The sequence below is a fragment of the Streptomyces sp. CA-250714 genome (assembly GCF_050936705.1).
Classification (GTDB): domain Bacteria; phylum Actinomycetota; class Actinomycetes; order Streptomycetales; family Streptomycetaceae; genus Streptomyces.
In genome coordinates this window covers 580,345-599,688 of the sequence record NZ_JBNJMI010000002.1, presented here as the reverse complement: position 1 = coordinate 599,688, position 19,344 = coordinate 580,345, and the positions used below count along the sequence as shown (strand labels likewise).

The following is a 19,344-nucleotide window of genomic DNA, read 5'->3' as shown; positions in this document are numbered from 1 at the left end:
GCAGGCGGGCGTGACCAGCCCCTTGACCGACCGGCCGGTATGCGGCACAGCTCCCAACCTGGGCGGCGGCCGCCAGTACCGCCGCGTCCACCGGTGGGCAGCCTCAGCCGGTGACGAGCACCTCGTCGTCGGCCAGCCGTTGTCGCATCCGAAACTCGAAAGTTTCGGATCCCGCCCGCCCGGTTCGTCAACGCGGCCGAAGACGGTTACCGTCGCCCTTCGATCCCCCCACCCCCCACACGTGGAGCGAAACCCCGATGAACCGCAGAGACAACGCACACCGGTCCCCCCACGACGCCGCGCTCAGCCGTCGCCGCCTCCTCAAGGGCACCGCACTCGGTGCGGGCGTGCTCGCCGTCCCCGGAATCACCTACGCCGCCACCGTGGACAGCGGCGCAACGAAGGCCGGGGCGAAGGCCAAGGCGGCAGCGCTCGCCCACCCCGGCATGCTGCACAGCGCCGACGACTTCGCGCGCATGGCCGAGAAGGTGAAGGCGGGTACGGAGCCCTGGAAGAGCGGCTGGGAGCGGCTGACCGCCAACGCACACTCCGCGGCCGGATGGACGCCCAGGCCGCTGGAGACCGTCGTCCGCGGCGGCGCCGGGTCGAACTACCCCCAGCTCTACAAGGACATCCACGCCGCCTACCAGAACGCCCTGCGCTGGAAGGTCAGCGGCGACACGGCGCACGCCGACACCGCGCGGGACATCCTCAACGCCTGGTCGGGCAAGCTCAAGGAGGTCACGGGCAACGCCGACCGGTTCCTCGCGTCCGGTATCTACGGCTATCAGTTCGCCAACGCCGCCGAGATCATGCGCGGCTACGACGGCTTCGACCTGGGCCGCTTCCAGGACATGATGGCCCGCGTCTTCTACCCGCTGTGCGACCACTTCCTCAAGAACCACAACGGCGCCTGCATCACCAACTACTGGGCGAACTGGGACCTGTGCAACATGGCCGCCGTCATGGCCATCGGCATCCTCAACGACGACCAGGCCAAGTTCGACCAGGCAGTCGACTACTTCCACAACGGCGAGGGCAACGGCTCCCTCGCGCACGCGGTGCCCTTCCTGCACGACGGCGGGCTCGCCCAGTGGCAGGAGAGCGGCCGGGACCAGGGCCACACCGTCATGGGCATAGGTCTGATGGGCACCATCTGCGAAATGGCCCACAAACAGGGCACCGACCTGTACGGCGCCGACGACAACCGCTTCATGAAGGCGTGCGAATACGTCGCCAAGTACAACTCCGGCTCAGACGTGCCGTTCCGCACCTACGAGTGGGGCAGCGGACAGAACTGCAAGCCCATGCAGCAGACCGTCATCTCCGCCGCTGGCCGCGGCCAGGCCCGCCCCGTCTGGGAGCGGGTCTACCACCACTACCACTATCGCAAGGGCCACGCGACGCCGAACATCTCGGCGATCGCCCGCAAGCAGAGCCCCGAGGGCGGTGGTGGCGACTTCGGCCCCAACAGTGGGGGGTACGACGAACTCGGTTTCGGCACCCTCGCCTATGTGTTGGAGGCCTAGGCCGGTTGTCCGGCGGGTCCGGTCCGGGCCCTCTCCGTTGTTCCGGATTGGCCGCGTTGTCCGTTGATGTCGACCGAAATTTCGACCGGTTCGAAATACCGGTCAAGGAGAATTTCTGGACCGTTTCCAGGACTTCAACGAAAACCGCAGCCGCCGTAATGTGAGGTGCGTTCGCCCAGCTGTCCGCTTTCCGCGTGCGCCCCGGAATTGCGCGTGTGCCGATTCCCGTGCGCGGAAAGGGAGAAGAGGAGAGCGAGAATGACGCGCACCGAACCCGGACCGGCGGGACCCACTCTCGCCGTGGTGGCCCGTGCGGCGGCCGTCTCGATTCCGACGGCCTCCAAGGTGGTCAACGGCCGCGAGGACGTCGCCCCCGACACCCGCCGCCGGGTCACCGAGGCACTGGACGCGCTGGGTTATGTGCGCCGGCCGCGCCTCACCCCGCGGCAGCCGCCGCCGGTCGTCGACCTGGTGGTGCACTCGCTGGACAACACCTGGTCGGGGGCCGTGCTGCGGGGCGTGGAAGAGGCAGCACACCAAGCGGGCCTGGAGGTGATGGTCTCGGCAGGACTGACCCGTACCCGGGGCGGCAGACCCGAGCGCGGCTGGCTCGACAGACTGGCACTGCGCGGCACCTCGGGCGTGCTGTTCAACCTGGCCGAGCTGACCCCCACCCACCACGCCTGGCTCGAACAGCACAGGATCCCCTACGCCATGATCGACCCGGTCGCCGACCCGCCGCCCGGCGTCCTCGCCGTCCGCGCGGCCAACGAGCGGGGCGCACGCAGCGCGGTGGAGCATCTGCTGGCGCTCGGGCACATCCGGATCGCCGTGATCGGCGGCTACCGCCGCAAACAGTGCAGCGGCGCCCGCGTGGCCGGCTACCGCGCCGCCCTGACAGCGGCCGGGCTGCGCCCGCGCCCCGAATACGTCCGCTACGCCAACTTCGCCACCGACCTGGCCCGCGAACGCACCCATGAGCTGTTCGCGCTGGAGAAACCGCCCACGGCGGTCTTCGCCTGCTCGGATCCGATGGCGCTGGGTGTCTATCAAGCGCTGGCCGCGCTGGGGCTGCGGGTGCCGCGGGATGTGAGCGTTGTCGGCTTCGACGATCTGCCGGAGGCGGAGTGGGTGACACCCGCGCTGACGACCGTACGGCAGCCGCTCGGCGAGATGGCGGCGACCGCGCTGCGGCAGCTGCTGCGGATCCGCGAGGGGCGCATGCCGCCGGGCGTCAGGACCGAACTGCCCACCCGGCTCGTGGAACGGCACAGCACCGCGCCGCCCCCGGGCGCCTCCGTATGACCAGAGTCTCGAACAACGACCGCCGAGCCGAACACCCCGTGCCGGATACCGTCGCGTCCTGGAGTCCTACGGCTTGGCGCCCGATCCCGGGCTGGTCGTCGATACGCCCTTCACCCGCGCGGGCGGACTGCGCGGCATGCGGGAGTTGCTGACGGAACACCGCGCCGGGCCCGGCTTCAGCGCTGTCTTCGCCGCGACCGACATGGTCGCGCTCGGGGTCCTGGAGGCGCTGCGGGAAGCGGGGCTGCGGGTCCCCGGCGACATCTCGGTGGTGGGCTTCGACGACATCCCGGTCTCCCGCGAACTCGCCCCCGGGCTGACCACGGTGCACGTCCCCTACGAGGAACTGGCCGCAGCGCGGTACGGATGGTGCTGGAGCGGCGTGACGGTGCGAACCGCGGTGCCGGAGCGGAGGAGCAGCGTGTGCGGCTCGGCACTCTTGTGGTCGTACGGGGTTCCTCGGCACCTCCGCCGAGCTGAAACGGCGCAAGCCCCCGCCTCCTTCGCCCGCCGCCCCCTCTCCGTACTCTGAGCTGGTCCGACAACGTCCACGAGGAGCCGGCCCGGGCTGGGCACGGACGAACTGAGGGGAGGCCGGTATGACTGCTGTGACCCGCCTCGTCACCCACGTCGAGATGAGCGGCACCGGCACGGACGCCCGCTCCCTGTCGGTCTCGGCACGACTTGAGGCCGTACTCGCGGACGGCCGCAGCGAGACGTTGCTCGACGACCGGGGCTGGAGCTCCATGCTGCACGGTGGCGGAGTGGACGAGCAGCAGGCCGGTATCCGGGCGTGGATCTCGGTCGAGGACGTGGAGGAGACCGCCCGGATGGTGGTCGGCCCGGACGAGCCGGTCGACGGCGAGTCATACGAGGACGCGGCGACCGCTCACTGGACCCACCTGGCCGACACCCTCGCCCGGCAGGGCGTGCACGCGGACGCGCGAGAGCTGGAACGGCTGCCGCACGACGTCGTACTCGGCGAACGCCTCTGGGCATGGATCGCCGACGAGCCCTGACGCCCGTCACCCCCTCCCGCCGAGAGCCGACAGGCCGGCCGGTCAGCCCTGAGCGCGCAGTTGCAGCAGTTCCGGGGCGAGAACGGTGATGATGCGGTCCCGCACCTCGATCACCCCGTCGCGCCGGAGCCGGGCCAGTGCACGGTTGACGGTGACACGGGTGACGCCCAGCAGATCCGCGAGCGCCTGCTGGCCGCCGGGAAGTGGCACCCGACAGCCGGGCACGCCGGCGGCCCGCTCCAGCAGCCAGGCCGACAGCCGGGCCTCCGCGGGCAGCGTGGCTGTCGCCGCCAGCTGTTGCTGCTGCCTGCGGGCGTACCCGGCGAGGACATGCAGCACATGTGTCCGCACCGAGCCGACGTCCTCGACCAGACCCAGGAACCGGTCGCGCGGCAGGCTCCGTACGGCACAGGGCGTGAGCGCGGTGAGCGTTGCGGTGTGCCCCGCCCCGTCGATGACCGCGATCTTGTCCAGCGCGCAGGGCGCCGGCCACTCCCCGAACCGGATCACCCGCCCGGAGCTTGTCGTCGTCGAGGCTGCCACCCGTCCCCGCACCAGCAGGAGGAGATGCGTTGCGGGATCTCCCGCGGTGCGCAGCAGCTGCCCGGTCGGTGCTGAGTGCGGTACGGACTGGTGCCACAACTGCCGCAACGTGGCGTCCGGGAGGGAGGCCAGCAAGGGGATGCGGCCCAGCGCGCGCCACTGTTCGGGTGTATCAACCGATACAGACCTGGTCACGCCTCGACCGTACCGTCGGCGACATGCTGATTCTCGAACTCGCCTTCACCGGCCACCCGGAACGCCTGGCCGCACGCCCCGCCCACCGGGAGCGGCTTGCCCGGCTGCACGCCGAAGGGAGAATCGTCGCTGCCGGACCGTGGGCGGACGACAGCGGCGCGGCACTGATCTTCGACGTACCCCGCACCGAACTGGACGCGATCATGGCCGCGGATCCGTACTACAGCACCCCGGGCGTCCGCGTCGTGAGCATCCGGGACTGGGCCCCGGTAGTGCCGCCGAACGCGCCCGGCGCATGGACCGCGTCGGGTGGCGGTGGGGAACCCGTGTGGTGACGCTTCCGTACCTGGGCTCACAACGCGATCGCGCGGTACTCCAGGGCCGCGTCGGTGATCGACTCCGCGGAGGCGTCCCGCAGTTCAGCCGGGGGGTGGAAGATCAGGCCGACCGCTCGCGGATGGGGCACGTTGACGTCGAAGAGCCGCAGGTAGTAGTCGCTGTCGGGGTCGCAGGACAGGACTCTCCGGACGATTTCCACCAACTCGTCGCGCGTGATGCCGGGCACCTTCGGCCGTGCGGGGCGGGCGGCTTCGCGTGCGAAGTCCTCTACAGAACGCGACCCGTGGTATCCGGCGAAGTCCAGAGGCGTGTAGGCGTGCCCGGTCGTCGTGTTGAAGGCGGCGACGGCGTCGTCCGCCGCTCCGCCGCGGGCGATGAGGTCCGCGATCCGGTCGATCTCATGGCATGTCGCCTCCAGCCGTTGCCGGTCCACGGGCGGCGGCAGGAGTTCCGGGCGCAGATCCATGCCCGGCATTATCCGGCGCCCGGGGCGGGCCCGCCGGGCTCCCCTCCGAGCCGGGCGGGCGAGTGGCGGGTACCGCGATCAGCCGAGGGCGCCGACGCCCTCGCGGCGGACGACAGGGCGACCGTTGAGGAGATTGGACCTGGCCGTTAGGGGTGAGGTACCCGCGCTTCGGGCCAGGTGATCCAGGACGCGGGGAGCTCGTCGGCCAAGCGGCGCACCTGGCTCGGGGAGAGCACCCCGCGTTCCGCGAGCTGCCGGGCCACCAGCCGGGCCACCGCGATGGCGCCCGGCGGGCCGAAGTGCGTGTTGTCCTGTTCGGTGGCGGTCCAGTTGAAGTACCCCTTCGTCGCCTCGGTGCCGAGCCGCTGCCACAGGGCGAGCGAGAGCGCCTGGATGTCGAGGAGCGGCACACCTTCCTCCTCGGCCAGGGCCCGCATGGCTGCCGGAGCCGAGCTCGTTCAGCACGGGAGGCAGCCGCCCCTCGTCCAGGAAGCTCTTCGAACTGCGGCCGTTCACCGCGTGGTTGGTCACCAGCACTGTGCTGTGGAGAAAGAAGGGGAGCGCCATGCCCCAGCCGCTCTCGGGGACCGCGTCGGTGTACTTCTGGGCGGCGGTGGAGTCACCCGCGAGGGCTACCACCGTCCGGCCGGGTGGCCGGACGGCTGTCACCTCCGCTGCTTCTTCCACTCGGCCTGTGCCTTGTTGAGCTGGTCGGCGAGGCTGTCCAGGAACTGCTTGGACGACATCTTTCCGAGCAGCACCTTCTGCAGGTCGGGCTCGTTGTCGGCCTTGCTGATGGTGTTCCAGTCGGGCAGGTGGTAGGGCAGCTGCACGATCTTGACGGAACTGTCGTTGAGTGCCTCGGCCGCCAGCCTGGTCGGCTCGGCCCGCTGGACCCACTCGTCCTCGGCGGCTTCGGTGTTCGCCGGGATGGCGCCTGCCGACTCGTTCCACTGGCTGTTGGCCTTGTGCGAGGCGGCGAACTCGATGAACTTCCAGGCCGCCGCCTTGTTCTTACTGCTCTTGAACAGACCGAGACCGTCCACCGGGTTGGAGACCTGCACCCGGGTCCCGTCGGCGAGTGTCGGGTTCGGTATCCCGCGGAACTTGCCCTTGCCGAGCGCCTTCACATGGTCCTGGTAGGAGCCCAGATTGTGGCTCAGCATGCCGATCCTGCCGCTGTCCCACTGGGCCACCATCTTCTTGAAGTCGTTGTTGACGTCGGCGGACGGGGTGGTCTTCTTGTACAGGCCGACGTACTTCTCCAGCGCCTTGACGTTCTCCGGCGCGTTGACGGTCGTCTTGTCGCCCTTCCAGAACGAGGTGATGCCGGACTGGCCGTACATCGCGTCCAGCGCCTGTGCGATGGAACCCTCGCCGCCGCGGATGGTGTAGCCGAAGGTGTTCTTGGAGGTGTCGGTCAGCTCCTTCGCGGCCTTGTAGAACTTCGGCCAACTGGTGGGCGCGTCCAGCCCGGCGGCCTTGAACATGTCGGTGCGGTACCACAGCGTGCCGTTGTTGGCCGAGGTCGGCACCGTGTACATCCGCTTGCCGTCGCCGGAGGCCCGGATGCTCTCGACCATGCCGGGGTTCAGCTTGCCCTGGAGCGCGCTGTCCTTGACGCGCTTGTCGAGCGGTTCCAGCGCTCCCTGCGCCGAGATCCCGGAGAGCATCGCCATACCCACCCCGCCGACGTCGGGCAGGCCGCCGCCCTGGATGGCGGTGTCGTACTTCGACTGGACGCTCTCGGCGGGAATCCCGACGTACTTGACCTCGATGTCGGGGTGCTTCCGCTCGAAGTCCTTGATGATCTTCTTCCAGACCTCGGTGCGGACGCCACCGTTGTTGTCCCAGAAGGTGATCTCGCCCTTGCCGGAGCCCTCCTTGCCCCGGTCGCCCGCGGCACCGCTGCCGTCGTCACCGCAGGCGGTGGCGGTCAGCGCGAGAACGGTGCTCAGGGCGAGCACGGCGCTCGTACGGCGGCGTCCTCCGCCGCTGCGGGCTCTGCTGCTGCGGATGCTGCTGTTACGGATGCTGCTCATGGGCGGCTCTCCTTGGCTGAAGGTCGCTGAAGGTCCATGGATCCGGTGGTCCGGAATTGCGTGAACAGAGCGGTCCCGGCATCCCCCGCACCGGACGGCGCGGCGGCGAACAGGCCCAGCAGGGCACCGACCCAACGCCACGGTGTCGCTGCGAAGACCAGCCCCGAGGGCCGGAACCCGTCGCCCGTATCGGCGAAGAAGCGGCAGCGGGCCCCCTCGGAGACCTCGACCCGCAGCCGTGCCGTGCCGTTCGGTGCGGGCCGTGAGTGAGCGGCGTCCCGCTCGGTGTCCGCGGCCTGCTCGGCGAACCGGTGCACCAGCAGGACCGTGCCGTCGGCACCGCGCTCCAGCCCGATCCAGGCGTACGCGTCGCCCAGCACCGCCAGCCCGGCGCGCGCGCCCGACTCCGCGCGGTGCAGCGCCAGCTCCACCTCGGCGGAGAAGAGCGCCGCCGGGAGCCGCTGCGTCAGCACATGCGGCAGCCGCCGCAGATCCCGTACGTCGTCGCCGCGTACGCAGCGCAGCCGCAGCCCGTCGCCGGTGCCGGGTGCCGTCCAGTCGCCGTGCGGATTGGCGGTCCACTGCCATTGGGGACCGAACCGGCCCTGCGCGAAGGCGTCGTCGGTGGCGGGGGCGGACACCGGCCGCGCGGGCAGATCCGGTTTGCGGTGCACGAGAACGGGCTCCCCGTCCTCGCCCAACTCCGGCCAGCCGTCGTCCCGCCAGCGCATCGGCTGGAGGTGGACGACCCGCCCGTAGGCGCCGCGCTGCTGGAAGTGCAGGAACCAGTCCTCGCCTGCCCGGGTGCGCACCCAGCCGCCCTGGTGCGGGCCGTTGACGCTGGTACGCCCCTGGGAGAGGACGACGCGCTCCTCGTAGGGGCCGAAGAAGTCCCGGGCGCGCAGGGCACCCTGCCAGCCGGTCGCCACGCCACCGGCCGGGGCGAGGATGACGTACCAGCCGTCGTGCCGGTAGAGCTTGGGGCCTTCCAGGGTGAACCAGCCGGGAATGCGGTCGCCGTCGACGATCACCTTGCCCTCGTCGAGCAGCCCGCTGCCGTCCGGCCGCATCCGGTGCCCGGTGAGCCGGTTCTTGATCCCGGAGCGGGACTTGGCCCAGCCGTGCACCAGATAGGCCTCACCGGTCTCCTCGTCCCACAGCGGACACGGGTCGATGAGCCCTCTGCCCGCCTTGACCAGCTGCGGATGTGTCCACGGCCCGGTCGCCCTGGCCGAGTTGACCTGGAAGACGCCGTGATCGGGATCGCCCCAGAAGATCCAGAACCGGCCGTCGTGGTGGCGGATCGACGGTGCCCACACACCGCAGTCGTGCCGCGGCGCGGTGAACGCCGCCTCGGGTTCCAGCCGTTCCAGGGCATGCCCCAGCAGCGTCCAGTTGACGAGGTCGCGGGAGTGCAGGAGAGGCAGCCCGGGGGAGCGGCCGAAGCTGGAGGCGGTCAGATAGAAGTCGTCGCCGACCGCGACCACATCGGGGTCGGACCAGTCCGCGTTGAGGACCGGATTGCGGTAGGTGCCGTCGCCGAGATCGGCCGTCCAGGGCAGCGGGCCGCTCATGCGTCCACCGCCCTGCTCCGGGCCGTGGCCGCGGCGAGAGCCTGGCGGACGAGCGCGGCAGCCCGCTGCGTACCGAGCCGCCCGTCGGCGACGACGGTGACGATACGGCGCTCGACGGTGCCGCCCGGCGCGACGGCCAGCCGCGTCCGGTGCGCCAGCGACGAGCCGACGCCCGGGTAGTCGGAGCTCCGGACGAACCACGGGTCCTCGCGCGTGCGCCCCGTCGCCCCGGCGAACACCAGCGTCCAGTCCGCCCCGGCGAGCGCGAGCCACGGAGCACGGCTTTGGTGCACCGCGTCCTCACCTTCGTCGGCTGCCGTGCACACCCGGGGCGCCTCCGTCCCCGCGCGGGCGCGCCAGAAGAAGCCGCCGTACCCGGCGCCGGGGCGGCCGTTGGTGGCGGGGCTGCCGAGCGAGAGCGGGCGGCCGGTGGCGTTGGTGAGCGCGAAGCCGAAGTCCAGCGCCCACGCCTCCCTGCCCAGCCCGAGCGCGGCGACGGTGCGCCGCTCCCGCAGCAGTTCGCGCCCGTCGGCCACCCAGCTCAGCTGCTGCGCGAAGCCGTCCTCGCCGCACGCCGTGAACTCCCCGTGCAGCTGGGCCCCGTGATTGTCCAGCTCGGTGGGGCCCCGGCCGCGCACGAAGGTGCGGCCGCCCCAGAAGTTGTGCCCCTCGACGTCGGGAACGGCGACACCGACGCCGAGGTGGTGTGTGTGGTCGGCCGGACTCAGCTCGGTGACGAGGGTGCCGGCCGGCGTGCTGACCGGGTGCAAGTACGGCCGTGGGGAGAGCCGCCCGGCCAGTTGCGGCCGGAACACATACCGGGCGACCGGCCGGCCCTCGCAGCGCAGCACGAGCTCCGTATGCGTCTTCGACGTCCGTGATGTGGGCACGATGCGGTCACCTCGCGGAGGACGGGGAGGAAGGGGCGGGGCCCAGCGCCCAGGAGGCGCCCAGCTCCGAGAAGAGGGAGAGGGTGTCGGCCGAGGCCGCGACCAGCCCGTCGATGCCCCGTACGGCCCGCCGCTGCGCCGGCTCACCCGGCAGGCTCCGCCAGGCGCCGGGCGGCAGCGCGACGGGATCCGGCGCCTGCCGGACAGCCTCGGCCACCCGCATGAACGCGCCCGTCGCCGCGGGCGGTACCAGCAGCCCGGCCTGCCCGGCCAGATGCGCGACGAGGTTCTCCAGCAGATCCGTCCTGCCGTATGTGAACTCGGCGGGCTCGTGTCCGGCGCGGTGCAGCCGGACGCGGTCCTGCTTGTACCAGTAGGTGATCCGCCCGCTGCTGCCGTGGACGACGATGTACGGCTCGCCGGGCTGCTCAGCGCACAGCGTCGCCGCGACAGTGACGATGCTCCCGCGGGCGGTGGTGATCCGTACGCAGGAGGTGTCGTCGGCCTCGATGGCGTTGGCGCGGAAGAGTTCCGTCTCCACCGAGGCCACGTCCTCGCCCCGGGTGGAGCCGTCGATCGCGAGCGCGGTGGCGACGGCGTGTGCGAGCGGGTTGGTGAGGGCACCGTCGAGCACGTCCGCACCGTCCAGGCGGCGGCGACCCGCCCACGGGGCGCGGCGGTAGTAGGACTCGTCCCGCGCCCAGGCCCCGGCCGCACCGATGCCCAGAGGCTTGCCGATCGCACCGTCGGCGAGGAGTTCGCGTACGGCGGGGACGGCATGGGAGCCGAGCGCCTGGAAGCCGATCTGGCAGCTCACCCCGGCCTCGGCCACACCGTCCGCGATCCGCCGGAACTGGGCCCAGGACGGTGCGGGCGGCTTCTCCAGCAGCAGATGGACTCCGCGTTCGGCGGCGGTCAGCGCCAGGCGGGTGTGGGTGTGAATGGGAGTGCAGACGACGGCGAGGTCGGGCCGGGTGGACTCCAGCAGGGCCGCGAAGTCCGTGGACTGCTCCGGGCGGCCGAGGCCATCCAGTTCCTGCCCGTTGAGCGGCCGCAACTCGCAGATCCCCGCGAGCCGGACGCGCCCTCTCTCTTGGAGCCGCCGGATGTTGTCCAGATGCTGGCGGCCGTGGCCACGCGCCCCCGCGAGGACCACGGCGAGCGGGGGCTGGAGAGCGCGGCCAGCGGCAGTGGGCTCGGTCATCCCTTCACCGCCCCGGCGCTGAATCCGGTGATCAGCCACTTCTGGATGAAGGCGAAGACGATCACGACGGGCACGGCGGCGACGACACCGCCCGCGGCGAGTGCCCCAAGGTCCACGCTGTCGGCGCTCATCAGGGTGTTGAGACCGACGGGGATGGTCTGCTTCTCCTGGTTGCTGAGGAACATCAGCGCGAACAGGAAGTGGTTCCAGCTGTGGACGAAGGCGAACGAGCCGACGGCGATCAGTCCTGGACGCAGCAGCGGCAGCACCACGGAGCAGAAGGCGCGGAAGCGGCCGCAGCCGTCGACCCAGGCCGACTCCTCCAGCGAGTAGGGGACGTTCCTGATGAACCCGCTGATGAGGATGATCGACAGCGGCAGTTGGAAGACCGTCTCCGCGATGATGACGCTGCCCAGCGAGTTGATCATCTGGAGCTCGGCGAAGATCTGGAAGAGCGGCACCAGCATCAGCGCGCCGGGAATGAACTGCGAGCACAGCAGCGCCAGCAGGAAAGCGCGCCGGAGCCGGAAGCGGAACCTGGCGAGTGCGTAGCCGCCCGCGAGTGCGACCACGGTGGTCATCAGCAGCGAACAGACGCCGACCAGCACACTGTTCTGGAAGTAGACCGCGAAGCTGCGTTCGGTCCACACCTTCTCGAAGTGCTCGAAGGTCAGCGGCCACGGGACGAGCGAGGTGGAGCCCGAGGGCCGGAACGCGAACAGCAGCATCCAGTAGAACGGCACGACGGTGAAGAGCAGATAGAGGCCCAGCGGCAGATAGATCTGCCAGCGGGGTGCCTCGTCCCACGCACGGGGCCGGCGCGTCCGGCGTACCGGCGGAGAGTCCGCGCCGCCCGGGGGAGCGGCCCCGGGGGCCGGGCCGAGTACGGCTGCGGGGGCTTCCTTGGTGCTCACTTGTCCTCGCCTCCGAACTTGCTGAGCCGCAGATAGACGACCGAACAGAACAGCAGGAGCACGAACGCGACGGAGGTCAGCGCGGAGGCGTAGCCGAAGTCGTGCGAGTCGACGGCGATGGAGGCGATGCGCAGCGGCAGCGTGGTGGTCTCGCCCGCCGGGCCGCCGCCGGTGAGGGTGTAGAGCAGGTCGACGTTGTTGAACTCCCACACCGCCCGCAGCAGCGTGGACAGGATGATGGCGTCCTTCAGATGCGGCAGCGTGATGTGCAGGAACTGCCGCAGCCGGCTCGCGCCGTCCACCTCGGCCGCCTCGTACAGGTCCTTGGGGATGGACTGGAGGTCGGCGAGGATGAGGATCGCGAAGAAGGGTACCCCGCGCCACAGTTCGGCGACGACGACGGCGGGGAAGACGGTCCCGGTGTCGGAGAGCCAGGAGGTGCCGTACGAGCCGAGGCCGAGGTCCGCGAGGTAACGGGCGATTCCCGTCTGGGAGTTGTAGAGCAGCACCCAGATCACCGAGGTGAGCACTCCGGAGACGGCCCATGGGGAGAAGACCAGCGCGCGGGCCATGGCCCGGCCGACGAAGGTCTGGTTGACCAGCAGCGCCAGAGCGAGGCCGAACAGCAGTTGCAGCACCACCTCGACGGCCACCCACTGGAAGCTGAAGCCGAGAGCGGACCAGAACTCGGGGTCGTCGGTGAAGGCGGTGACGAAGTTGTCGAGGCCCGCGAAGCCGTTGCGCCAGGGCTTGGTGGGGTTGTAGTTCTGCAAGCTGTAGTAGAAGACGCTGAGCACCGGGTAGGCGATGAAGCCCAGCATCAGCAGGGCGGCCGGTGCGATCAGCAGATACGGGAGCCGGCGCGGCGTCGTGCCCGTGCCTCGTCGCCGGGGCGCCCGCGTCTGCCCGGGCGGTGGTTTCGCCACGGCTGCGCCTTGGGCCATGCCTGTGCTCCGTTCTCGGATGGTGAGTGTGCGGAGAGCACGCTCGGACGCTGTTCGAAATATCGAATGTGCGAGTCGATCGAGTACACGGACAGGGGTTGCGCGGGGTGTGCGTATCCGGGAGGCCGTCAGCCGACGTAGGGGTCGGGCACCGCCCCCGGCCTGGCGAGAAAGGCGAAGTCGCAGCCGGTGTCGGCCTGGGTGATCTGCTCGTTGTAGAGCGCTCCGTAGCCGCGCTCGTACCGCTCGGGCGGCGGCGTCCACTCCGTACGGCGCCGCGCCAGCTCCTCGTCGCTCACCTCCAGCCGGAGGGTGCGTGCCGCGACGTCCAACGTGATCGGGTCCCCGGTGCGGACCAGCGCGAGCGGACCGCCGATATACGACTCGGGCGCCACATGCAGCACACAGGTGCCGTAGGAGGTGCCGCTCATCCGCGCGTCGGAGATCCGCACCATGTCCCGCACGCCCTGCTTCAGCAGCTGGTCCGGCAGCGGCAGCATTCCGTACTCCGGCATACCGGGGCCGCCCTTGGGGCCCGCGTTGCGCAGCACCAGGACATGCTCGGGGGTGATACCGAGCGCCGGATCATTGATGGTGCGCTGCATCGTGCGGTAGTCGTCGAACACGACGGCGGGCCCGGTGTGCTGGAGCAGGTGCGGCTCGGCTGCGATGTGCTTGATGACGGCGCCGTCCGGGCACAGATTGCCGCGCAGCACGGCCAGTCCGCCCTCGGCCGCGACCGGATCGTCCCGGGTACGGATCACCTCCTCGTTGTGCACACCCGCACCGGCCAACTGCTCGCGCAGACTGTCGTGGGCGACCGTGGGCCGGTCCAGATGGAGCAGATCCGTGATCCGGGACAGGAAGCCGGGCAGCCCGCCGGCGAAGTGGAAGTCCTCCATCAGATAAGGGCCCCCGCCAGGGCGGACGTTGGCCAGCACCGGCACCCGGCGGGCGATACGGTCGAAGTCGTCGAGGGTGAGCCGTACCCCGGCCCGCCCGGCCATCGCGATCAGATGGATGACGGCGTTGCTGGAGCCGCCGAGTCCCAGCACGGTGGTCACGGCATCCTCGAACGCCTCCCGGGTCAGCAACTGCGCCAGCCCGCGGCCTTGGTGGACGAGCTCGACACTGCGCAGCCCGGCGGCGGCCGCCATCCGCTCGTGCCCGGAGTCGACGGCGGGGATCGAGGAGGCGCCGGGCAACGTCACCCCCAGGGCTTCGGCCGCCGCCGTCAGCGTCGCGGCCGTGCCCATGGTCATACAGTGCCCGGGGGAGCGGGCCAGCCCGCTCTCCAGCTCCGTCAGCTCGCAGTCCCCGATGAGCCCGGCCCGCTTGTCGTCCCAGTACTTCCACATGTCGGTGCCCGACCCCAGCACCTCGCCCCGCCAGTGCCCCGGCAACATCGGCCCGGCGGGCACGAACACGGTCGGCAGCCCGACGCTCGCAGCGCCCATGAGCAGCGCGGGCGTGGTCTTGTCGCAGCCGCCCATCAGCACCGCGCCGTCCACCGGATACGATCGCAGCAGCTCCTCGGTCTCCATCGCCAGCAGATTCCGGTAGAGCATCGGGGTGGGCTTCTGGAAGGTCTCGGAGAGTGTGGCGACCGGGAACTCCAGCGGGAACCCGCCCGCCTGCCACACCCCGCGCTTGACGGCCTGCGCCCGTTCCCGCAGGTGCGCGTGGCAGGGGTTGATGTCCGACCAGGTGTTGAGGACGGCGATGACCGGCTTGCCCAGATGCTCCTGAGGCAGATAGCCGAGCTGCCGGGTGCGGGCCCGGTGGCTGAACGAGCGCAACTCATCGGTGCCGTACCACTGGTGGCTGCGCAGCTCCTCGGGCCTGCGCCGGTCCGACGGCGACGGTCTGTGCGGGATGTCCGGCGTGGGCCCGGACGAGGAGCCGCGCGGTGTCATATCGCCCACCCCGCAGCGATTGCCGCCACCTCGGCACGCTCCGCCTCGGGCAGCATCTTGCTGGGCGGGCGTACATCCCGGCGGCACAGCCCGAGCGAGGCCAGCGCCTCCTTGACGACGGTGACGTTGTTGGCCCCGCCGTGGGCCGAACGCAGCTCCTCGAAGCGGCGGATCTGCTCCCAACCCTTCATCGCCGCCCGGTAGTCGCCGCAGCGCAGCGCTTCCAGGAGGGTCAGGGAGAGGGTGGGCGCGACATTCACCAGACCGGAGGTGAAACCGGTGGCGCCCATGGCGAAGTACGGGGGAGCGTACGGCTCGGCGAGTCCGGCCACCCATACGAAGCGGTCCAGACCGGCGTCGCGGGCGAAGGCGGCGAAGCGCACCGCGTCCGGCACCGCGTACTTGACGCCGATGACGTTGGGGCAGCTGTCGCCGAGCTCGGCGAGGCACGACCCGCTGATCCGCGGGTCACGGAGATAGGGCACGACACCTAACTCCGGAATCTCCTCGGCAATCGCCCGGTGGTAGTCCACCCAGCCGCTCTCGGACACGTACGGATGTGGGGGCTGATGCACCATCACCATCCCGGCGCCCGCCTCCCGGGCATGCCTGGCGGCAGCGACCGCGGTCGGCACATCGTGCCCCACCCCCGCGAGCACCGCGGCGCGGTCCGCCGCCACCTCGACCGTCACCTCGGTGACGGCACGCCGCTCCGCGGGCGTCAGCGCGTAGAACTCACCGGTGTTGCCGTTCGGTGTGAGGCTCCGTACGCCGCTGTCCAGGAGTCGGCGCAGCAGGGCACGGTGGGCCCGCTCATCCACGCTGCCGTCCGCGGCGAACGGGGTCACCGGGATCGCGACCACGTCGGCGAGCGCTGCCCGCTGCGCCTCATAATCCCTGGTCATGACCGGCCCCCTCCTGATTCGTGGCCCCGTCCTGCGCGGCCTCGTCCGTTGCCGCGGTGTCGTCCGTCGCCGGGAAGGCGCGCCGTACGAACGACGCGATATGTGCGTGGACGGCCTGCGCCGCGCCCTCCGCGTCACCGTCGGCGGCGAGCCGCAGGATCTCCCGGTGCTCGTCGGCCTCCCGCTGCCAGGAGGGGTCGGCCGCCCAGGCGACCGCGGAGACCAGGGCCGCTTGGTCGCGGACCTCGTCCAGCATCCGGCCGAGCAGCGGGTTGCCGCACGGCAGATACAGGGCGCGGTGGAACTCCCGGTTGGCGAGGGAGCGTTCGGCGGCGTCGGTGGCCGCGTCGGCGCGGCCGAGCGCTTCGCGGGCGGCGTCGAGTGCTGCTCGCCGCCGCACTGTGCGGCGCACCGCCTCGGGCTCCAGCAGCAGCCGTACGTCGTAGACCTCGCGCGCCATCTGCGCGTCCACCATGCGCACCGTGACGCCCTTGTACTGGCTCATCACCACGAGCCCGGTCCCGGCCAGCGTCTTGAGCGCCTCGCGCACGGGCGTCTTGGAGACCCCGAACTGCGCGGCGAGTTCGGTCTCGACCAGCGTCTGCCCAGGCGACAACTGGCCGGTGAGAATGCGGTGCTTGATCGCTTCCAGCACGAACTGCGTACGAGAGGGGATGGGGGTCGGGACGGTCGTCATGGGCCCTCGGATCTCGCGTATCACGTCTCATATATGACGTACGAAGTGTGACCGTTCGAAAGTAGGAGGGAGCCCGGCCGGCGTCAACGCTTCGGACCAACCTTTCCGGCGCGGGCGGCAACCAGGGACCGGACGCGCGAGCGGATCAGGCGCGCCCACCGTCCAGCAAAGGGGCAGCACCCCATTGCCGGGTACGCAAGATCCGCGGCCTAGCCGATCGCGCCGCCCACCGCGTAGGTGCGCCCGCCGGCGGTGGCCGAGACCGTGTATCGGTCGTTCTTCGGGCTCCGCTTGCCGGAGCCGTGGTCGTACTGCCCGGCGAAGACATGTCTGCCGGGCGGTACGGTGCGGCCCTTCTTGAGCGTCCAGCGGTAGACGAGCGCACCGCCGGCGTGCCGCACGTCGACGTCGAAGTCGCGGGACGGGCGTGTGCGCCAGGAGCCGGTGGAGTTCAGCGGTGACTGCTCCGCGATCCGCAACTCGACGGTCAGCGCGGTGAGTTGCTTTCCGGTGCGGACGGTGACCTCGGTCTGCGACCAGTAGTCGTTGCCGCCCTCGGCCACCGAACCGCTCGACCGCAGCGGCCCGTCGACCGCCGGCAGTCTGCCGGCCCTGCCAGTCCCGCCGGACCCCCCGTTCCCCTCGGTCCCGGCGGGACCGGCCGATGTGCGCACCGGCGAGGGGCGGCCGTCCCTGGCGGTGTGCCTGTCTCCCTGCTGCGCCCACAGGGCGCTCGCGCCCCCGATGCCGAGCACCATGACGAAGGCGCCGACCGCGGCAGCCGCCCGGGGCCAGGCCCCGAACAGCGGCACCGGGATGCGGCGTGGCTGCCGCCGGGTGCCCGGATCCTCCGTGGCGCGTGCGATCCGGTCGAGCATGCGTGCGCGGTCCGGCTGATGGTCGTCGGCGGCGGCGCGCAGACGGGCGCCGAGCCGCCGCTCCGCCTCGGACTCCTCCCACTCCTCGCGCACGTTCATCAGGTGTACCGTCCCGTCTTCCTTCCTCGCAGCGCCATTACGGCATCCACGCTACGGTCCGCACCCTGCTCCGCGGGCTCCAGCAGCCGTGCTAACTCCGCCATTCCACGCGACGCCTGACTCTTCACGGTGCCGGTCGATATCCCCAGGATGCGCGCCGCCTCCCGTTCCGGGACATCGAAGGCGTGCCGCAGCACCACACAGGCGCGTCTGCGGAACGGCAGCCGGCCCAGCGCCTCCCGTACGTCCAGGACGGCCGGCACATCGGGGCCCTCGGCGGGCTCCTGGTGCCGGGACCAGAAGAGCGCGACCCTGCGCCGCTCGCGGGTGCGGCTGCGTATCTGGCTGCGGGCGAGATTGGTGACGATCCCCCGGGCGTACGCGGCCGGACGGTCGGCCGTGCGCACGCGGTCCCACCGGTGCCAGAGCGCGACGAAGGCGTCGGCGGTGAGATCGTCCGCCTCCTCCGCGTCACCGAGCAAGAGGTAGGCCAGACGGGCGAGTTCGGCGTGGTACCGCTCGAAGAAGGCGTGGAACTCACCCGTCGGGGAAGGCACGGAGCCCCTCCTGTTCGATATCCCGGTCACCTACCGCTATTCCGCACATCCCCCGTGCGGCGGTGAGGCTACCAGGGACTCACGGGGCTCCGGACCCTGCTGTGGCCCCCCTGTCGTGACCGGCAGCGGCTGTGCCGCCTGGTCCTCACGTCGCTCGGAGGGTGAAGATCTCGCGGGGCTTGTACTCGCGCTCGTCGAAGCTGACGATCGAGCCCAGTTCGCGGGCGGCGGCGAGGGCCGCTCCCAGGGCCTCCCCGGACTCGAACCGGCCGGAGGTGACAACGGCGTCGCCGTCGGTGGTGGCCCAGATGTCGGCGGACACGAATCCCGGCCTCGACTCCAGGAACTCCTTCACCTTGTGCGTGCGGTCAACGAACTCCTCGAAGTGCTCGAGGCGCGGGTAGTGGAAGGCGATGAATCCAGCGGTCATCTCGCTGCCTCCGAATCGGCTATACGATGGCGTATACGAGGAGGCTAGCGCCGTTTATACGGTGGCGTATACGTGGTGAGAGGTGAGGTGGGACACATCGTGGGAGCTGTGCGCACGCCGCGGGACAGGTGGATCGAGGAGGGCTTGCGGGCGCTGGCCGCGGGCGGCGGACCGGACGCCGTCCGCATCGAGACGCTGGCGAAGCAACTCGGCGTCACCAAGGGTGGGTTCTACGGGTACTTCGCCGACCGTGACGCGCTGCTGGAGGCGATGCTGGACGCCTGGGAGCGGGAGAGCATCGACGACGTCCTCGACCGTATCGAGCGCGAGGGCGGCGACCCGAAGACGAAGATCCAGCGCGCCGGCATGCTCACCCTCTCCGACGACCGCCTGCTCCCCATCGACCTCGCCATCCGCGACTGGGCCAGGCGCGACGAGGCGGTCGCCGAGCGCCTGCGGCGGGTGGACAACCGGCGTATGGCGCTGCTGCGTGAGATGATCGGCACCTTCTGCTCCGACCCCGACGAGGTCGAGGCCCGCAGCATGCTCGCCTTCTGCGTGGCGATCGGCGAGCACTTCATCGCCGCCGACTACCACGGCCTCACCCGGGCCGAGGTGCGGGCCCGCGCGGCGGATCTTTTGCTCGACCGCGACCGGAAGGCGCCCCGCGACGGCCGATAGCCGCACGTCCCCCGGCCCCCTCCGTTGTTCCGATGAGGGGGTTGCCCCTGCCCGGATCGCGCGGACTGCGGGTTCTTGGTGGCTGGTGGGGGCACTCCCCCAGCCTTCGGCCGGGGGTACCCCCACCCGGCCGGAGTCCCCCAGTCTCCGGCCGGGAGGTGCCCCCAGGGGAGCCGTTCCCCGCGCCCCTTCGGGGCGCGCAGTACCCGTGCCGGGT

19 protein-coding genes and 2 pseudogenes are annotated in these 19,344 nt (G+C 70.9%); 6 read left to right on the top strand and 15 right to left on the bottom strand.

What is annotated here, in order from left to right; all coding sequences use genetic code 11:
* Positions 1 to 257: 257 nt before the first annotated feature.
* The 4 genes and pseudogenes from ACQEU8_RS21540 to ACQEU8_RS21525 all read left to right on the top strand — a co-directional run bounded on the left by ACQEU8_RS21540 (position 258) and on the right by ACQEU8_RS21525 (position 3,853).
* On the top strand, positions 258 to 1,529 hold the full coding sequence (locus ACQEU8_RS21540) for an alginate lyase family protein (protein ID WP_433103512.1): 1,272 nt from the start codon (positions 258 to 260) through the stop codon (positions 1,527 to 1,529).
* 258 nt (positions 1,530 to 1,787) lie between these two features.
* Positions 1,788 to 2,834, top strand: a complete 1,047-nt coding sequence (locus tag ACQEU8_RS21535; RefSeq protein WP_433103510.1) for a LacI family DNA-binding transcriptional regulator — start codon at positions 1,788 to 1,790, stop codon at positions 2,832 to 2,834.
* A 28-nt stretch (positions 2,835 to 2,862) separates the two neighbouring features.
* Positions 2,863 to 3,366 (top strand): annotated as a pseudogene (locus ACQEU8_RS21530) (substrate-binding domain-containing protein); the annotation flags it as partial.
* Between the two features lie 67 nt (positions 3,367 to 3,433).
* A complete protein-coding gene (locus ACQEU8_RS21525) occupies positions 3,434 to 3,853 on the top strand; it encodes a hypothetical protein (protein WP_433103508.1) in 420 nt (139 codons plus the stop codon).
* 42 nt (positions 3,854 to 3,895) lie between these two features.
* Here ACQEU8_RS21525 and ACQEU8_RS21520 read toward each other — a convergent pair whose 3' ends face one another.
* The gene (locus ACQEU8_RS21520) at positions 3,896 to 4,591 is read right to left on the bottom strand and encodes a Crp/Fnr family transcriptional regulator (protein WP_433103506.1); all 696 of its coding nucleotides are present in this window, start codon (positions 4,589 to 4,591) and stop codon (positions 3,896 to 3,898) included.
* 23 nt (positions 4,592 to 4,614) lie between these two features.
* On the opposite strand from ACQEU8_RS21520, the gene ACQEU8_RS21515 reads away from it, so the two are divergent.
* Positions 4,615 to 4,926 (top strand): YciI family protein, encoded by a 312-nt coding sequence (locus tag ACQEU8_RS21515; protein ID WP_433103504.1) that lies wholly within the window; start codon positions 4,615 to 4,617, stop codon positions 4,924 to 4,926.
* A gap of 17 nt (positions 4,927 to 4,943) precedes the next feature.
* Here the strand turns inward: ACQEU8_RS21515 and ACQEU8_RS21510 are convergent, their stop codons facing one another.
* From ACQEU8_RS21510 to ACQEU8_RS21445, 14 genes and pseudogenes are all read right to left on the bottom strand, one after another.
* Positions 4,944 to 5,396 carry a hypothetical protein gene (locus ACQEU8_RS21510; protein ID WP_433103502.1) on the bottom strand — a complete coding sequence of 151 codons (453 nt, stop codon included), beginning with the start codon at positions 5,394 to 5,396 and terminating at the stop codon, positions 4,944 to 4,946.
* A gap of 146 nt (positions 5,397 to 5,542) precedes the next feature.
* Positions 5,543 to 6,083 (bottom strand): annotated as a pseudogene (locus tag ACQEU8_RS21505) (hypothetical protein).
* Positions 6,062 to 7,438 carry an ABC transporter substrate-binding protein gene (locus ACQEU8_RS21500; RefSeq protein ID WP_433103500.1) on the bottom strand — a complete coding sequence of 459 codons (1,377 nt, stop codon included), beginning with the start codon at positions 7,436 to 7,438 and terminating at the stop codon, positions 6,062 to 6,064. The pseudogene ACQEU8_RS21505 and the gene ACQEU8_RS21500 overlap by 22 nt, the downstream one beginning before the upstream one ends.
* The gene (locus ACQEU8_RS21495) at positions 7,435 to 9,012 is read right to left on the bottom strand and encodes a family 43 glycosylhydrolase (RefSeq protein WP_433103498.1); all 1,578 of its coding nucleotides are present in this window, start codon (positions 9,010 to 9,012) and stop codon (positions 7,435 to 7,437) included. Before ACQEU8_RS21495 ends, ACQEU8_RS21500 begins: the two co-directional genes overlap by 4 nt.
* Positions 9,009 to 9,902: a PmoA family protein gene (locus ACQEU8_RS21490; protein ID WP_433103496.1), complete on the bottom strand. Its 894-nt coding sequence runs from the start codon at positions 9,900 to 9,902 to the stop codon at positions 9,009 to 9,011. The genes ACQEU8_RS21495 and ACQEU8_RS21490 overlap by 4 nt, the downstream gene beginning before the upstream one ends.
* Positions 9,903 to 9,909: 7 nt before the next feature.
* Positions 9,910 to 11,106, bottom strand: coding sequence for a Gfo/Idh/MocA family protein (locus ACQEU8_RS21485; protein ID WP_433103494.1), 1,197 nt, complete (start codon positions 11,104 to 11,106; stop codon positions 9,910 to 9,912).
* Positions 11,103 to 12,020: a carbohydrate ABC transporter permease gene (locus ACQEU8_RS21480; RefSeq protein WP_433103492.1), complete on the bottom strand. Its 918-nt coding sequence runs from the start codon at positions 12,018 to 12,020 to the stop codon at positions 11,103 to 11,105. Before ACQEU8_RS21480 ends, ACQEU8_RS21485 begins: the two co-directional genes overlap by 4 nt.
* On the bottom strand, positions 12,017 to 12,964 hold the full coding sequence (locus ACQEU8_RS21475; RefSeq protein ID WP_433103490.1) for a carbohydrate ABC transporter permease: 948 nt from the start codon (positions 12,962 to 12,964) through the stop codon (positions 12,017 to 12,019). Before ACQEU8_RS21475 ends, ACQEU8_RS21480 begins: the two co-directional genes overlap by 4 nt.
* Before the next feature lie 128 nt (positions 12,965 to 13,092).
* A complete protein-coding gene (gene araD, locus ACQEU8_RS21470) occupies positions 13,093 to 14,880 on the bottom strand; it encodes an L-arabinonate dehydratase (protein WP_433103488.1) in 1,788 nt (595 codons plus the stop codon).
* Complete coding sequence (locus ACQEU8_RS21465; protein WP_433103486.1) at positions 14,877 to 15,785, bottom strand: dihydrodipicolinate synthase family protein; 909 nt, start codon at positions 15,783 to 15,785, stop codon at positions 14,877 to 14,879. Before ACQEU8_RS21465 ends, araD begins: the two co-directional genes overlap by 4 nt.
* The gene (locus ACQEU8_RS21460) at positions 15,769 to 16,482 is read right to left on the bottom strand and encodes a GntR family transcriptional regulator (protein WP_433103484.1); all 714 of its coding nucleotides are present in this window, start codon (positions 16,480 to 16,482) and stop codon (positions 15,769 to 15,771) included. The genes ACQEU8_RS21465 and ACQEU8_RS21460 overlap by 17 nt, the downstream gene beginning before the upstream one ends.
* Before the next feature lie 209 nt (positions 16,483 to 16,691).
* Positions 16,692 to 17,459 carry a hypothetical protein gene (locus tag ACQEU8_RS21455; RefSeq protein ID WP_433103482.1) on the bottom strand — a complete coding sequence of 256 codons (768 nt, stop codon included), beginning with the start codon at positions 17,457 to 17,459 and terminating at the stop codon, positions 16,692 to 16,694.
* The gene (locus tag ACQEU8_RS21450) at positions 17,459 to 18,016 is read right to left on the bottom strand and encodes a SigE family RNA polymerase sigma factor (RefSeq protein ID WP_433103480.1); all 558 of its coding nucleotides are present in this window, start codon (positions 18,014 to 18,016) and stop codon (positions 17,459 to 17,461) included. The genes ACQEU8_RS21455 and ACQEU8_RS21450 overlap by 1 nt, the downstream gene beginning before the upstream one ends.
* A 145-nt stretch (positions 18,017 to 18,161) precedes the next feature.
* On the bottom strand, positions 18,162 to 18,446 hold the full coding sequence (locus tag ACQEU8_RS21445) for a hypothetical protein (protein WP_433103478.1): 285 nt from the start codon (positions 18,444 to 18,446) through the stop codon (positions 18,162 to 18,164).
* Positions 18,447 to 18,545: 99 nt separating this feature from the next.
* On the opposite strand from ACQEU8_RS21445, the gene ACQEU8_RS21440 reads away from it, so the two are divergent.
* The gene (locus ACQEU8_RS21440) at positions 18,546 to 19,127 is read left to right on the top strand and encodes a TetR/AcrR family transcriptional regulator (protein WP_433103476.1); all 582 of its coding nucleotides are present in this window, start codon (positions 18,546 to 18,548) and stop codon (positions 19,125 to 19,127) included.
* The last annotated feature ends 217 nt before the right edge of the window (positions 19,128 to 19,344 follow it).